Here is a 14,290-nt window from a genome sequence, read left to right on the forward strand (position 1 = left end):
CGCGGACACGTCAGCCCTCGAGCCCGAGGGCCGACGCGACGGAGACGGCGTCGACGGACACCTTGACCGGCTCGACCTCGGAGCCGTCGGCCATGCGCAGGGCCCACTGCGGGTCCTTGAGTCCGTGGCCGGTGACCGTGCAGACGATGCGTGCGCCGCGCGGGACCAGGCCGGCCTCGGCGGACGTGAGCAGACCGGCGACGGACGCGGCCGAGCCGGGCTCGACGAAGACGCCCTCGCGGGAGGACAGCAGGCGGTGCGCGGCCAGGATCTGGTCGTCGGTCACGGCGTCGATGAGCCCCTCGGACTCGTCGCGCGCGGCCTCGGCCTGCTGCCAGGAGGCGGGGTTGCCGATGCGGATGGCGGTGGCCACGGTCTCGGGGTGGTCGATGGGGTGGCCCTTGACGATCGGGGCGGCCCCCTCGGCCTGGAAGCCCCACATGCGAGGACGCCGCGTGGCGACCGGCGCGAGGCCGTCGGTGATCTCGGCATACTGCCGGTAGCCGCGCCAGTAGGCCGTGATGTTGCCGGCGTTGCCGACGGGGAGGCAGTGGATCTCGGGGGCGTCCCCGAGGGCGTCGACGACCTCGAAGGCCGCGGTCTTCTGCCCCTCGATGCGCGCGGGGTTGACCGAGTTGACCAGCTCGACCGGGTAGGACTCGGCGAGCTTGCGCGCCACGGTCAGGCAGTCGTCGAAGTTGCCCTCGACCTGCAGCAACGTGGCGCCGTGGGCGATGGCCTGGGAGAGCTTGCCCATGGCGATCTTGCCGTCGGGCACGAGGACCGCGCAGGTCATGCCGGCCTTGGTGGCGTAGGCCGCGGCCGACGCGGAGGTGTTGCCGGTCGAGGCACAGATGACGGCCTTGGCGCCGGCGCGGGCGGCGACCGAGATCGCCGTGGTCATGCCGCGGTCCTTGAACGAGCCGGTGGGGTTGAGCCCTTCGTACTTGAGGTAGACCTGCGCCCCGACGAGCTCGGAGAGGTGCTCCGCCTCGATGAGGGGGGTCCCGCCCTCGTGCAGCGTCACCGTGGGCGCGCCGGCCAGCATCGGCAGGCGCTCGCGGTACTCCTCGATCACGCCCTTCCACTGGTGGGCCATGTCACTCTCCTTCGACGCGCATGACGGACGACACCGCACGGACCTGCGGCAGCGCACCGAGCGCCTCGACCGTGGCGCCCAGCGCCGAGTCGGCCGCGGCATGGGTCACGATCACGAGCTCGGCGCGCTCCTCGGTGTCGTGCTCGTCGCCGGTGAGCTGCTGCTGGCGCACCGTCTCGATCGACACGTGGTGGCGGGCGAACTCCGTTGCGACAGCGGCCAGCACGCCGGGCTCGTCGGCCACGTCGAGGCTGATGAAGTAGCGGGTGCGGGCGTCGCCCATGTCGAGCGTCGGCAGGTCGGCATAGGCCGACTCCCCCGGCCCGCGACCGCCCAGCACGCGGTGCCGCGCGACGGCGACGACGTCGCCGAGGACCGCGCTGGCCGTGGGGTCTCCCCCGGCGCCGCGGCCGTAGAACATGAGCTCGCCGGCCGACCGGGCCTCGACGAAGACGGCGTTGAAGGCCTCACGGACCCCGGCCAGCGGGTGCGTGGTGGGGATCATGGCCGGGTGGACCCGGACGCTGATGCCGGTCGGGTGCTCGGGGGTCGCCTCGACCCGCTCGCAGATGGCGAGCAGCTTGACGACGCAGCCCATCGACTCGGCGGCCTGGACGTCGGCGGCGGTGACCTCGGTGATGCCCTCGCGATAGACGTCGTTGCCGCTCACGCGGCTGTGGAAGGCGAGCGAGGCGAGGATCGCGGCCTTGGCGGCAGCGTCGAAGCCCTCGACGTCGGCGGTCGGGTCGGCCTCGGCGTAGCCCAGCGCCTGGGCCTGCTCGACGGCCTCGCCGAAGCCCGCACCGGTCGTGTGCATCTTGTCCAGCACGTAGTTGGTGGTGCCGTTGACGATGCCGAGGACCTTGCGCACGTCGTCGCCGGCGAGGGACTCGCGCAGCGGACGCAGCAGCGGTATGGCGCCCGCCACCGACGCCTCGTAGTAGAGGTCGACGCCGGCGGACTCGGCCGCGGCGTAGAGCTCGGGTCCGCTCTCGGCGAGCAGCGCCTTGTTGGCCGTCACGACGCCCGCGCCGTGCTCGAAGGCCCGCAGGATGAGGGTGCGGGCGGGCTCGATCCCGCCGATGACCTCGACGACGACGTCGGCCCGGGTCACGAGCTCGTCGGCATCCGTGGTGAACAGCTCCGGGTCCACGCTGGCGGCGCTGCGGTCGCGCCCGAGGCGGCGGACGGCGATGCCGACCAGCTCGATCGGGGCACCGATGCGGGCCGCGAACTCGTCGGCCTGCTCGGTCAGCAGCCGCGCCACCGCCGATCCGACGACGCCGCAGCCCAGCAGGGCCACCCGGATCGGGGTCTGCTTGTCGCTGTCCTCCACGGGTGGGGCTCCTTGCTCGTCAGGTCGTGCGACGGTCGGGTCGAGGCTCGAGGACGCGCCCGGTCGTGCGAGACGCTGACGAGCATCCTCGAGCGGCATGGTCGTCACCCTCAGTCTCGACCGGTCTTGTGGTGGCGGCGGCCGTTTGTCCGACATACGGGACGCGAACGTCTCGTATGTCGATCAGGCGTCGGCGACGTCCAGGGCGAGGAGATCCTCGACGGTCTCGCGGCGCACGACCAGCCGGGCCACGCCGTCGCGCACCGCCACGACGGGCGGGCGCGGGGTGTGGTTGTACTGGCTGGCCATCGCGCGGCAGTAGGCGCCGGTCCCCGGCACGGCGATGAGGTCGCCGGGGATGACGTCGGACGGGAGGTACTCGTCGCGCACGACCACGTCGCCGCTCTCGCAGTGGCGGCCCACGACACGGGAGATGACGGGGGCGGCGTCGCTGCGGCGGTTGGCCATGGTGCAGGAGTAGTCGGCGCCGTAGAGCGCGGTGCGGATGTTGTCACTCATGCCGCCGTCGACCGAGACGTAGAGGCGGGTGGCGCCGCGGTCGACCTGGACCGGCTTGACCGTGCCGACCTCGTAGAGGGTGAAGGTCGACGGACCGGCGATGGCGCGGCCGGGCTCGATGGAGACGCGCGGGGCGTCGATGCCCAGGGAGGTCACCTCGCGACGGACGATCTCGGCCATCTGCTGCGCGAGCTCGGCGGGCGGGAGCGGGGTGTGCTGCGTGGTGTAGGCGATGCCGTAGCCGCCACCGAGGTCGAGCTCGGGCATGGCGACGCCCAGCTCGTCGCGGACGCGCGCGTGCAGCTGCAGGACGCGCCGCGCCGACAGCTCGAACCCGCTGGTCTCGAAGATCTGCGAGCCGATGTGGCTGTGCAGCCCGAGCAGGCGCAGACCGGGGCGGGCGACGATGCGCTCGCACGCCGCGAAGGCTGCTCCCCCGGCCAGCGAGAAGCCGAACTTCTGGTCCTCGTGAGAGGTCGCGATGAACTCGTGGGTGTGCGCCTCGACACCGGCGGTCACGCGGACCATGACCCCGACCTCGACGCCGCGGGAGCGGGCGACGGCGGCGACGCGGTCGATCTCGGCATGGCTGTCGACGATGATCCGCCCGACGCCGGCGTCCACCGCCGCCTCGATCTCGCCGACCGTCTTGTTGTTGCCGTGGAAACCGATCCGCTCCCCCGGCAGGCCCGCGCGCAGGGCCACGGCCAGCTCGCCGCCGGTGCACACGTCGAGGCAGAGCCCCTCGTCGCGGATCCAGGACGCGACCGCGGTGCACAGGAAGGCCTTGCCCGCGTAGTAGACGTCGGCGCCGCCGCCCAGCCCCGGGTCGGCGAAGGCCGCGGCATACGCCTGCTTGAAATCCCTGGCCCGCGTGCGGAAGTCGTCCTCGTCGATGACATAGGCGGCCGTGCCGAACTCGTCCCGGATCCGGGAGACGGGCACGCCCGCGACCGCCAGCTCGCCCGCCGCGTCCTTGGTGACGTTGCGCGCCCACAGGCCGGGCTCGAGCTCGTTGACGTCGCTGGGCCACGGGAGCCACTCGGGAGCGGCGGAGTAGCCGTCGGCGTGCAGGGCACCGGCCTCGTGCGCGTGCATGGTCACAACCTTTCGAGAGGGGTGGCCCCGGACGCGCGCAGGCCGTCGGCCAGGGCGTCCCGGGCCGCGACGACGACCCGGTGGTCGAGGTCGCGCGGGCGGGGTTCTCGGGTCCAGACCAGCACAGACGCGCCGTAGGCCGCGAGCCAGTCCGTCAGGTGGTGCACCCGGCCGTCCGCCGCGAGCCGGTCGCGCACGCGCCAGGCGTCGACGAGGCGGACGAGGACGTCGTGGGGCGGGAGCCGCTCGCCGGGCGGCTGCTCCGCCAGGCGGCACAGCCGGGAGTGGGCGAGCTGGGCGGCATACCGGGGGTTCGTCGGGGTGCGCGCGGCGGTCCGCCGGGTCGTGGCCGGCTGGGTTGTGGCCGGCTGGGTGGAGGCGGCGGGGCCGGGTGCGCGGTCCGCCCACCCGCGCGGCAGATCGAGCGCCAGGGTCACCAGGGCGGGGTCGTCCAGCCGTATGCCGAGCAGCCCGCGCGGCATCACGTCGGCGTCGACGGCCGGGGCGAGGGCCTCGACGAGGCGGGTCGCGTGGTGGGCGGCGGCGTCGGGGTCGCCCGCGGCGAGGCGCAGGGGCAGCGAGGAGATCCAGTCAGGGTGGCGGGCGGGTGTGTCAGGGTGGCGGGCGGGTGTGTCCGTGTGGCGCGCCGGTGTGTCCGTGTGGCGCGCCGGTGTGTCCGGGCGGCGCGCCGGTGTGCCCGGGCGGCCGCCACGGGACGGCTCGAGCGGCACGTCGTGGGGGTCGATGTCGTGGCCGGCGCGCGCGGCGGCATACGAGATCTGCTGGGAGAGGACGAAGCTCGACCCGTGAGCCGGGCTCCCGCTCACGCGCGCCCGCTCGCGGCGAGGATCCCCACCATCGCCAGCAGCTCGTCCGGCTCGAAGGGCTTGGCGATGAACCCGTCGACCTCGGCCTGCTCGGCCTGGACGCGGTGGTGCGGCTGCACCGAGGCCGTGACCATGACGATCGGGATGTCCTCGAGCGCCGGATCGGCCCGGATCATCCCGACCATCCACCACCCGTCGCGGCGCGGCATGAGCGCGTCGACCGTGATCACGTCCGGCCGGGGCATGTCCGGGTCGCGGAGGATCTCCAGGGCCTCGACCCCGTCACCGGCCTCGATCACGTCGTAGCCGTCGAGCTCGAGGTTGAGCCGGATCAGCGTCCGGATCTGGTCGGCGTCGTCGCAGACGAGCACCGTCCCCAGCCGCTCGCCGTCGCCCTGGTCCCATTCCATGTTTGCGAGCCTAGGCTGGTATGGTCGACCTTCGCACGAACCGGTCGCTGCGCCATGGCGCGTCGCCCCTCGATCGTGCTGCTGGGCCCCCATAGCTCAGGGGATAGAGCACCGCCCTCCGGAGGCGGGTGCGTAGGTTCGAATCCTACTGGGGGCGCCCGACGCGAAGGCCCGGTCCTGATGGACCGGGCCTTCGCCGTGCTCGGTCTCGACGCACCGGGGCTTTCACGCCATCCAGACACCGAGGGTAATCAACTACTACTCTGCGTAGTTGATCCTCTGGTGAATGGAGCCACCCCATGCCGGTCCCCCTCCCCCTGGCCCGACGGTCGCGCATCGTCGCCGCCGGCGCCCTCGCCCTGCTGGTCACCGCCCCCGCGGCGGCCGCGAGCACGTCGGCCACGAACCCGTCGGCGGCGAGCCCGTCCGCCACGCCCACCGCGACCGCGCAGGGCACGGCGCCCACGAGGGCCACGGGCCCCGCCAAGAGCACCGCGAGGGGCCACTTCATCGTCACGCTCAAGGCACCCCCGGCCGCCGTGGCACCCCGGACCAAGGCACCGAAGGGCGGCCGCTTCCAGTCGACGAGCGCCGCCGTCCGCGACCACCGCGCGAGCCTCGAGACGACGCAGCGCGCCGTGGCCGCCCGCCGCTCGGTCGCGATCGAGCGGCAGTTCACCGTGGCCACCAACGGGTTCAGCGCCCGCCTGGACGCCGGGCAGGTCGCCGCCCTGCGGTCGGACCCCGAGGTCGCCGCCGTCGATCCCGTGCAGCGCCGGCGCCCCACCGTCTACCAGACCCCTGACGCGCTCGGCCTGACGGGCACGTCCGGCGTGTGGGCCCGGGTCGGCGCCGGGTCCACTCCCCCGACGAGCGCCGCGACGGCCGGCCGGGGCGTCGTCGTCGGCGTGCTCGACACGGGGGTGTGGCCCGAGAACGCCAGCTTCACGGGACCGGCGCTCGGGACGGCGACCACGAGCACGGTGGGATCGGCATACAGCGTGGACCGCGGGGCCACGACGACGCTGACCAAGGCCGACGGCGGGACCTTCCGCGGGAGCTGCACGGGCGCGGTGGGCAGCAACCCGGTCGAGGTCTGGACCTCGGCCCTGTGCAACCAGAAGCTCGTGTCCGCCCGCGCCTTCCCGACCGGCGACCCGGACTGGCGCAAGACGTCCCCGAGCGCCGGCAACCCGGACTACTGGTCCCCCCGCGACAACGACGGTCACGGCACCCACACGGCCTCGACCGCCGCCGGTCGCGAGGTCGACATGGGCGGGGCCTGGGGTCGCAGCGCAGGGATCGCGCCCGGTGCCCCCGTCGCGGCCTACAAGGTGTGCTGGGACTTCGACGGCGTCGACCAGGACCGCGACGGGATCAACGACAACTACTGCCTCGACGACTCCGTCGTGGCCGCCGTCGACCAGGCCGTGCTCGACGGGGTGGACGTGCTCAACTACTCGATCTCGGGGTCCTCGGACCGTGTGACCGATCCCGTGTCGCTGGCCTTCCAGCGCGCCGACGCGGCGGGCGTCGCCGTCGTGGCGGCCGGGAGCAACGACGGGCCCAGGGCCGGCACCGTGGACCATGTCGCGCCGTGGGTGACGACCGTGGCCGCCGCCAGCCACACCTCGCCGATGGCGGTGGCGGACTTCTCGGGTCGCGGCCCGACGTCGGCGTCGGGCTCGGGCATCATCAAGCCCGACCTGGCCGCGCCCGGCGTCGGCATCGTGGCCGGGTCGGTCCCGTGGCGGGCCGGCTGGTCGACCACCGCGCCCTCGGTCTACGAGAACATGTCGGGCACGTCCATGGCGAGCCCCCACGTCGCCGGCCTGACCGCGCTGCTCGAGGCGCGCCATGCGCGGGAAGCAGCGTGGACGCCGAGCGCCATACGGTCCGCGCTCATGATGACCAGCGTCGACACGACCACGACCGACCCGTTCGCCCAGGGGGCGGGGTATGTCGCCCCGGCCGCCGCCCTCGACCCGGGCCTGCTGCTCGACGCGACGCCGGAGGACATGGCGAGGTTCGCGCAGGGCCAGGGCGTCGACACCGGCCGGACGCCGCTCGACCCCACCGACCTCAACCTCGCCTCGATCGCCGTGCCGCTGCAGGGCGGTGACGTGCGGGTGACGCGGCGGTTCACCGCGACCCGCAGCGGCACCTGGTCGGTCCGCGCCTCCCTCCCGGGGTATGTCGTGACCACGCCCGCCAGCATCACCGCCACCGCAGGGTCGCCCGTCACGCTGTCGCTGGTCCTGCGACCGTCGACCGCGACCAACGGCGCCTGGGCCAAGGGGCGGGTCATGCTGACGCCCACCGCCGGTGGCTCGACGCTGCACCTGCCGATCGTGTCGCGGTCCGGGTTCTCCCAGCCGGGAGAGCTGTCGGCGACCGGACGCTCCGGTCGCCGACCCATCCGGGTGGCGAGCCCCACGTCCGGCCGGTTCACGCCCGTGACGGGGCTGGCGGCCGGACGCCGTGACCCGGGCACGGTGAGCCAGGGCGGCACGTGGGCCACCCCGTCCCTGACGGTGGCTGCCGGGTCGCCCCTGCTGCGGGGAGACCTCGTCGCCGCGAACGGCGCCGACGACCTGGACCTCTACCTCCAGCGGCTGGACGGCAGCACCTGGACCACGGTCGGGGCCGCGGAGACCGAGTCGGGCGACGAGACGCTGGACGTCGGCAGCCCGGCGGCCGGGACCTACCGGTTCGTCGTGCAGGGGTATGCCGTCACCGGGACCGCCTCGTTCACGCTCGAGAGCTTTGCGGTGCAGAGCGGCCGCGACGCGATGTTCACGGTCAACCCGCGCACGTCGCTGCTGACCAGCGGCGCGACCGCCACGCCCTGGCTGGTGTGGCAGGGCCTGGAGCCGAGCCGGGTCTACCTGGGCTACGTGCGGTACCCGACGTCGGCGCGAGCGACGCTGCTGCGCATCGCCACCTGACCTCGGGCGCGGTGACGGGGGGGCGAAGTCGGGCGGAGATGTGCCTACCTCAGGTGGTCACATCCGCCTGGCGTGCCAAGTCGGGCGGACGTGACTACCTGAGGTAGGTGCGGGGCAGGTGGGTGCGCGGCGCCATGCGCGGGCCGCGGCGCGGGCGCACCTGGCCGCTCAGCTCGAGCAGCCGCGTGACGCGGAACCGGTGCCCCCGATAGGGCTCGAGCAGCTCCGCCATGCCGTGGTCGTCGGTCTCGCGGCCGGCCAGCGCCCACCCGACGTTGCGCGCCACGTGGTAGTCGCCGAAGCTCACCGCGTCGGCGTCGCCGAGGGCCCGCTGCCGCACCTCGGCGGCCGTCCACACCCCGATCCCCGGTATGGCGCGGAGCCGCCGGTGGGCCTCGCGCGGGTCGAGGTCGACGCACTCCTCCAGGCGCGGAGCCACCGCCAGCGCCCGCTGGACGGTCGCCGAGCGAGCCCCGTCGACGCCGGCCTGCAGCCACGCCCAGGACGGCACCTGGCGCCACACCTGCACCGACGGGGCGACCATCAGGCCGAGACCCTCACCGGGGCCTGGTGCCGGCTCGCCATACGTCCGCACGAGGCGGCGATAGCCGCCGAAGGCCTCCTGACCCGTGACCTTCTGCTCGATGACGGCCGGGACCAAGGCCTCGACGACGAGGCCGGTCCGCGCGATCCGGAAGCCCGGGTGGCGGCGGTGGGCGTCGCGCACCACGTCGTGGACGGGCACCAGCCCGGTCGCGTCGTCCTGCTCCCCGACCAGCCCCGGCAGATGCTCCAGGGACCACTCGGCCCCCGGGCCCCAGGCCTCACCCACCACCTCGTCGGCCTGGCGCTCGAGGTGGATCGTCACCGGGCCGTCGGGGGTGCGCATCGCCCGCCACCACCCACCCGTGGCCGTGCGACGTCCGGTCGGGTCACCGCCTCCCCGCTGGAGGGCGGCCAGGGTCGACCGGAGGTCCAGCGGGCGGTCGAGCCGGATCCGGCGCACTCAGCGTCGCCGCAGCGTCAGCCGGGCCAGGGCGTAGGCGCTGCCGTCGGTGCGCACCTGCTCGTCGTCGCGCGCGCCACGGACGGCGGCGGTGAGGCGCCGCCCCACCTCGCCGTCGAGGTCGCCGACGAGTCGCAGCCCCCACCCGTCGGCGCGGGCCTCGAGGGCCCGCAGGTCGGCTCGCCCCAGGGCTCCCTCGGCGTCCGCGTCGCCGACGGGCACGGTCACCACGACGACCCCACCCGGTCGCAGCACGACCCCGGCCAGCTCGAGCACGGCGTCGACGTCGTCCGCCACCGCGCCGGCCGGGTGCAGGCGGGCCAGCAGGTCGACGCTCCCCCGCTCGTGCGGGACCTCGCGCGAGACGGCGAAACCCAGCGCCCGGCACCACCGCGACAGCGGCGACCAGCGACCTCCGAGATCGACGACCTGGCTGCGGTGCGTGCCGTCGTCGACGAGGCGCAGCAGCGCGGCGAGGGCACCCATCGCCGCCCACGCGTTGACCTCGTCGAGGACCATCGGGAGCCCCAGGTCGTCGGCCGCCTCGCGGTGCTCCTCGGCCTCGGCGTAGGACGCCAGCACGTCGGTCGGCAGCACCCACTCAGGCAGGTCGCCGGCCGCGCCGAGCCGCGCCCGCACGCCCCAGCGCGAGCTCGCGTGCAGCCGCCGAGCGGCGTCCGTGGCGATCGCCGCCCCGGCGGTGACGCCCGCGACCCGCCCCAGCGTCCTCGCCACCTGGCCCAGCGCCATCCGTGGTCCTCCGTCATCCTCGAGATCGGCTCTCGCCAGCCTAGTAGGTCCGGTCGCTAGGCTGGGCCGATGCCGACCCTGCGCGAGCTCCTCCCCGCCCTGCAGTCCCGCGACGTCAGCCAGCCGGCGATCACGTGCTACGACCGCACGGGGGGCGCGACGCACGGCGAGCGGATCGAGCTGAGCGGGCGGGTGCTGCTCACCTGGGCCAGCAAGGCCGGCAACGCGCTGCAGGACGAGTGGTCCCTCGAGCCCGGCAGCACCGTCGGCCTGGCCCTGCCCGCGCACTGGCGGGCGGGCTACTGGGCGCTGGCGACCTGGTGGGCCGGGGCGACGCTGGTGACGGGGGCCGGGGCGCTCGAGGCCGACCTGCTCGTCACCGACGACCCGACGCTCGCGGCCGAGGCGCCGGGCGAGGCCGCGCTCGTCACGCTCGCCGGCCTGGCCCGGTCCCACCCCGGCCCCGTGCCCGCCGGGGTGATGGACGAGGCCCGCGAGCTCGCGACCTACGGGGACCGGTTCGACGCCCTCGACTCTCCCGGGCCCGGCGCCGTCGCCTGGCGCCGGAGCGACGGGACCAGGCTGTATGACGACCCGCTGCGAGCCGACGACCGCCGCACCTGCCTGGTGGTGGGCGAGGAGGCGGACCGTCATACGGCCGACCTCGAGGACGCGCTCGACCGGATGGTCCGCGGGTGGTCCGGCGACGGCAGCCTCGTGCTGGTCCGCACGGGGGCGCCCGGCTCCGGCGGCCCCGGCGACCCCGGCGTTGCCGGTGACGGTCTCGCCGGGGTCGCCGGGATCGACGGGATCGACGGGATCGTCGAGGCCGAGCGCGCCGAGCTCGTGCGAGGACCGGCCTGAGCGGTCGCCGGGGCGGCGACCTGCGGGTGTTAGCGAGGTAGTCACCCGCCCGTCGACGGGCTAGTCACCGGCGCTCATGCCGCGTTTGCCCGATCGGGCCAGGGTGCGTGGTGGGGGGAGCCTGAACACGCCCCAACTGTCACAAGTGCCCCATCAACCTCACAAGACACACGCGTGTAATTAGTCCAAAAAGGGCGACATCGGCGTCAAAGGTTCCGCGATGACGTCTACCTGTGATCACATACGGACAGTAACGAGACGGTCACACTCCGTGATTTGATCGTTCTGGGGCGAACTAGCCATCCAGCTCGACACCGCTCGAGAAGAGTCCTGGGCCAGCCCCCGCCCAGGACCTGGGAGACCCATGCGCATCACACCTACGTCGCGACGCGCCGCCGCCGTCGCCGCCGTGTCCGCCGCCGTCATCGCCGGCTCGGGCGCTCCTGCGTCCGCGGCCGAGTCCTACAGCCGGCCCGCCGACGGCACCCTGGAGATCACCGGCCGGGGCTTCGGCCACGGCCGTGGCATGTCCCAGTACGGCGCCATGAACGCCGCCAGGCAGGGCCGTTCGTGGCAGCAGATCGTCAGCCACTACTACCCGGGCGCCACGCAGACCCGGCTGGCCGACCCCAGCATCCGCGTGGGCGTGGCCGGTCGCCTCGGCAACGCCGCCCGCGTCGCTGCCGAGCCCGGACTGGTCGCCGACGACGGCCGCGGCCAGGTCGTGCGCCTGTCCCTGGTCGACGGCACGGTCCCCGTGCGGTCCTGGCAGGTCGACCGCCCTGCGTCAGGGGGCACCACGACGACCGCGACCCTGTGGTTCACGACCTCCGCCGGCCAGCGCAAGGCCCTGCGGTCGACCTCCTCCGGCCGGTGGACGATCCGGGCGACGGACGGCACCGTCACCGCGGTCGGCTCCACCGGCGCGCCGGTCGCGACCTACCTCGGCAGCCTCACGGGCATCCGCTCCGGCACGACCATCTCCCCCGTCGTCACGACCACCCTCGAGAGCTACGTGCGCCAGGTCGTGCCCTTCGAGAGCCCCGGCAGCTGGCCGGTGCAGGCGCTCGCCGCGCAGTCCGTCGCGGCCCGCTCCTACGCCGCGAGCTGGCTGCGCAAGCCCCGCACCTCGACCTACGACATCTGCGACACCGCCGCGTGCCAGGTGTTCGGCGGGATCACCAGCGAGACCACCAACTCGCGCACCGCCGTCGCGGCCAGCAAGGGCATCATCCTCACCCGGGCCGGCCTCCCCGCCCACACCGAGTTCGGATCCTCCAACGGTGGCCAGACGGTGTACGGCAACGTGGCCTACCTGCCCGCCCAGGCCGACCCCTACGAGACCGGCCTCGCCCCCACCACCAACACCTGGGGCGTCTCCGTCCCCGTGAGCAAGCTCGAGCGGGCCTACCCCGCCATCGGGTCCTTCCAGCGGATGACCGTGCTCGCGCGAGACGGCAAGGGCCTGTGGGGCGGTCGCGTCCTCACGGTCCGGCTGCAGGGCACCCGCGGCTCCGTCGACGTCTCCGGCGAGCGCCTGCGCAGCGTCGTCGGCGGCACCGCCCTGCGCTCCACCTACTTCAAGCCCGTCAGCTCCCTGTGACCCGTCCGTCTCGACACCCTGGAGACCCCCTCGTGAAGACCTCCCGCACCTCCCTCGTCAAGGGCACCACGCTGCTCTCCGCCACCCTCGGCCTGAGCTTCGGCTTCGTCGCCCTGCCGTCCGTCGCCGTGCAGGCTCCGGTCCCCTCCGCGGTGCCGGCCAAGAACGGCCCGATCACCCCGGACGTCAAGAAGCACGCCCTCGCCGACAAGGTCCGCACCACGGTCCAGCAGGCCGGGCCCCAGACCAAGGTCGTCCAGGACGCCTCGCTGCCCAAGGATGCCGCGGGCAAGCCGGTCGCCACCCCGGGCAAGGGCACCGTCGACCCCACGCTCGAGGCCGGAGCCACCACCGACACGGTCGTGGACCTCCCCGCCACCGGCAACCTGGTCGGCGTCACCTGGCCGGGCACCACCACCATGGCGGCCAAGGCCACCGTCGCCGTCCGTGCCCAGACCGCCAAGGGCTGGCAGGAGTGGCAGGAGCTGGCCATCGACGCCGTCAAGGAGCAGACGACGGGCAAGGTCACGAAGTACGGCACCGAGCCCATCTGGGTCGATGGCGCCACCCGGGTCCAGGTGCGCGTCGCCGCGCCGGCCAAGGACCTGCTCAAGACCGCGTCCCTCGCGGCCGTCACCTCCCGCGAGACGGCGGCGGACGCGCAGCTCACCCCCACCGCCGTGGCGGGTGCCGCGAACGCGGCATACGTGCCGTCCGTGATCTCCCGAGCCGGCTGGGGCGCCAACGAGTCTCTGCGCAAGGGCTGCGTGCCCTCGGTCCGCGAGACGTCCAAGGTCGTCGTGGTGCACCACACCGCGGGGCAGAACAGCTACACCAAGGCGCAGTCGGCGTCGATCATCCGCGGCATCTACGCCTACGACACCGGCGGCCTGGGCTGGTGCGACGTGGCCTACAACATGATCGTCGACAAGTACGGCCAGAAGTTCGAGGGCCGCTTCGGCGGACTGAGCCGCCCCGTCAAGGGCGCCCACGCCGACTCGTTCAACAACTACACCTTCGGCATCTCGATCCTCGGCAACTACGACACCACCCGGGTCCCCGAGGCCGGCATGTCGGCGCTCAAGCAGGGCATCGCCATGCGCCTCTCGCAGTTCTACATCGCGCCGTACGGCAGCACGACGCTGTACTCCGAGTACAACGGCACCACGTCCAGGTACGCCAAGGGCAGCGCCTACTACGCCAAGAACATCGCCGCGCACCGCGAGTCCAGCAACACCGCGTGCCCCGGCCGCTACCTCTACCCGCGCTTGGACGAGCTGCGCGCCGGCGCCGCCGCCCTCGCCGGCTGGAACGGATCGGGCTTCAACAGCCCGATCTACAAGCGGTATGTCGCCACCGGCGGCTCGGGCAAGTGGGGCCGCGTGTCGGTGGGTGAGAGCACGGTCGCGAGCGGCCTGCAGCGCACGACCTTCACGTCCAACGTCAACATCTACAACGGCCCCTACGGCACCAAGGTCATCGGACCCGGCCTCAACCACGGCTGGATCTCGCGCGGCGGGGTGAACTGGGGCGGCTACCCCTGGACCGACGAGATCGCCGGTCCCGGCGGGTGGTACGTCGAGCTCTCCAAGGGCAAGACGATGACCCACAGCCGTAGCGGCGTGAGCACCTGGACCGAGGGCGCCATCCGCAACTACTGGGTCAGGAACGGCGGCATGTGGAGCCGCCTCGGAGCCCCGGTCAGCACCATGCGCCCCATCTCCGGCGGCTGGGCGCAGACGTTCCAGGGTGGCACCGTCAAGTTCGACAGCGCCACCGGGGCCACCTGGCGCGCCTGAGCAGCATCAGCACGCAGCGGGGGTCGGCCAC

At 73.7% G+C, this 14,290-nt stretch carries 11 protein-coding genes and 1 tRNA gene; 5 read left to right on the forward strand and 7 right to left on the reverse strand.

Going from position 1 to position 14,290, the window contains the following annotated elements; genetic code table 11:
* Nucleotides 1-10 precede the first annotated feature (10 nt).
* From thrC to B4K29_RS04890, 5 genes are all read right to left on the reverse strand, one after another.
* Complete coding sequence (thrC, locus tag B4K29_RS04870) at nt 11-1,099, reverse strand: threonine synthase (RefSeq protein ID WP_239264025.1); 1,089 nt, start codon at nt 1,097-1,099, stop codon at nt 11-13.
* Nucleotide 1,100: 1 nt separating this feature from the next.
* Nucleotides 1,101-2,435, reverse strand: coding sequence for a homoserine dehydrogenase (locus B4K29_RS04875; protein WP_286966523.1), 1,335 nt, complete (start codon nt 2,433-2,435; stop codon nt 1,101-1,103).
* 183 nt (nt 2,436-2,618) lie between these two features.
* Nucleotides 2,619-4,052 (reverse strand): diaminopimelate decarboxylase, encoded by a 1,434-nt coding sequence (gene lysA, locus B4K29_RS04880; RefSeq protein ID WP_286966525.1) that lies wholly within the window; start codon nt 4,050-4,052, stop codon nt 2,619-2,621.
* Nucleotides 4,053-4,054: 2 nt separating this feature from the next.
* Nucleotides 4,055-4,879, reverse strand: a complete 825-nt coding sequence (locus B4K29_RS04885; protein WP_286966526.1) for a hypothetical protein — start codon at nt 4,877-4,879, stop codon at nt 4,055-4,057.
* On the reverse strand, nt 4,876-5,289 hold the full coding sequence (locus B4K29_RS04890; RefSeq protein WP_019285682.1) for a response regulator: 414 nt from the start codon (nt 5,287-5,289) through the stop codon (nt 4,876-4,878). The genes B4K29_RS04885 and B4K29_RS04890 overlap by 4 nt, the downstream gene beginning before the upstream one ends.
* 85 nt (nt 5,290-5,374) lie before the next feature.
* Between B4K29_RS04890 and B4K29_RS04895 the strand changes: the two genes are divergently transcribed.
* A tRNA-Arg gene (locus B4K29_RS04895) sits at nt 5,375-5,446 on the forward strand.
* A 142-nt stretch (nt 5,447-5,588) separates the two neighbouring features.
* Nucleotides 5,589-8,237, forward strand: a complete 2,649-nt coding sequence (locus B4K29_RS04900; RefSeq protein ID WP_286966527.1) for a S8 family serine peptidase — start codon at nt 5,589-5,591, stop codon at nt 8,235-8,237.
* Nucleotides 8,238-8,331: 94 nt separating this feature from the next.
* Here the strand turns inward: B4K29_RS04900 and B4K29_RS04905 are convergent, their stop codons facing one another.
* Both B4K29_RS04905 and B4K29_RS04910 read right to left on the reverse strand, forming a co-directional pair.
* The gene (locus B4K29_RS04905; protein WP_286955520.1) at nt 8,332-9,126 is read right to left on the reverse strand and encodes a DNA-3-methyladenine glycosylase family protein; all 795 of its coding nucleotides are present in this window, start codon (nt 9,124-9,126) and stop codon (nt 8,332-8,334) included.
* Nucleotides 9,127-9,243: 117 nt separating this feature from the next.
* Nucleotides 9,244-9,993, reverse strand: a complete 750-nt coding sequence (locus B4K29_RS04910) for a hypothetical protein (RefSeq protein ID WP_286955521.1) — start codon at nt 9,991-9,993, stop codon at nt 9,244-9,246.
* Nucleotides 9,994-10,062: 69 nt separating this feature from the next.
* Here B4K29_RS04910 and B4K29_RS04915 point away from each other — a divergent pair, with 69 nt between their 5' ends.
* The 3 genes from B4K29_RS04915 (at nt 10,063) to B4K29_RS04925 (ending at nt 14,259) form a co-directional block, all read left to right on the forward strand.
* Nucleotides 10,063-10,857, forward strand: coding sequence for a TIGR03089 family protein (locus tag B4K29_RS04915; protein WP_286966528.1), 795 nt, complete (start codon nt 10,063-10,065; stop codon nt 10,855-10,857).
* 364 nt (nt 10,858-11,221) lie between these two features.
* Nucleotides 11,222-12,460 carry a SpoIID/LytB domain-containing protein gene (locus tag B4K29_RS04920; protein WP_286966529.1) on the forward strand — a complete coding sequence of 413 codons (1,239 nt, stop codon included), beginning with the start codon at nt 11,222-11,224 and terminating at the stop codon, nt 12,458-12,460.
* 32 nt (nt 12,461-12,492) lie between these two features.
* Nucleotides 12,493-14,259, forward strand: coding sequence for an N-acetylmuramoyl-L-alanine amidase (locus B4K29_RS04925; protein WP_286966531.1), 1,767 nt, complete (start codon nt 12,493-12,495; stop codon nt 14,257-14,259).
* Nucleotides 14,260-14,290 lie beyond the last annotated feature (31 nt).

The sequence above is a fragment of the Arsenicicoccus sp. UBA6765 genome (assembly GCF_002453335.1).
Classification (GTDB): Bacteria; Actinomycetota; Actinomycetes; order Actinomycetales; family Dermatophilaceae; genus Arsenicicoccus; species Arsenicicoccus bolidensis.

Bases quoted from the DNA above. Each gene is read 5' to 3' on its own strand.
- thrC (WP_239264025.1), bottom strand. From the start codon at position 1,099: ATGGCCCACCAGTGGAAGGGCGTGATCGAGGAGTACCGCGAGCGCCTG.
- lysA (WP_286966525.1), bottom strand. From the start codon at position 4,052: ATGCACGCGCACGAGGCCGGTGCCCTGCACGCCGACGGCTACTCCGCC.
- B4K29_RS04890 (WP_019285682.1), bottom strand. From the start codon at position 5,289: ATGGAATGGGACCAGGGCGACGGCGAGCGGCTGGGGACGGTGCTCGTC.
- B4K29_RS04900 (WP_286966527.1), top strand. From the start codon at position 5,589: ATGCCGGTCCCCCTCCCCCTGGCCCGACGGTCGCGCATCGTCGCCGCC.
- B4K29_RS04905 (WP_286955520.1), bottom strand. From the start codon at position 9,126: ATGCGCACCCCCGACGGCCCGGTGACGATCCACCTCGAGCGCCAGGCC.
- B4K29_RS04910 (WP_286955521.1), bottom strand. From the start codon at position 9,993: ATGGCGCTGGGCCAGGTGGCGAGGACGCTGGGGCGGGTCGCGGGCGTC.
- B4K29_RS04915 (WP_286966528.1), top strand. From the start codon at position 10,063: ATGCCGACCCTGCGCGAGCTCCTCCCCGCCCTGCAGTCCCGCGACGTC.
- B4K29_RS04920 (WP_286966529.1), top strand. From the start codon at position 11,222: ATGCGCATCACACCTACGTCGCGACGCGCCGCCGCCGTCGCCGCCGTG.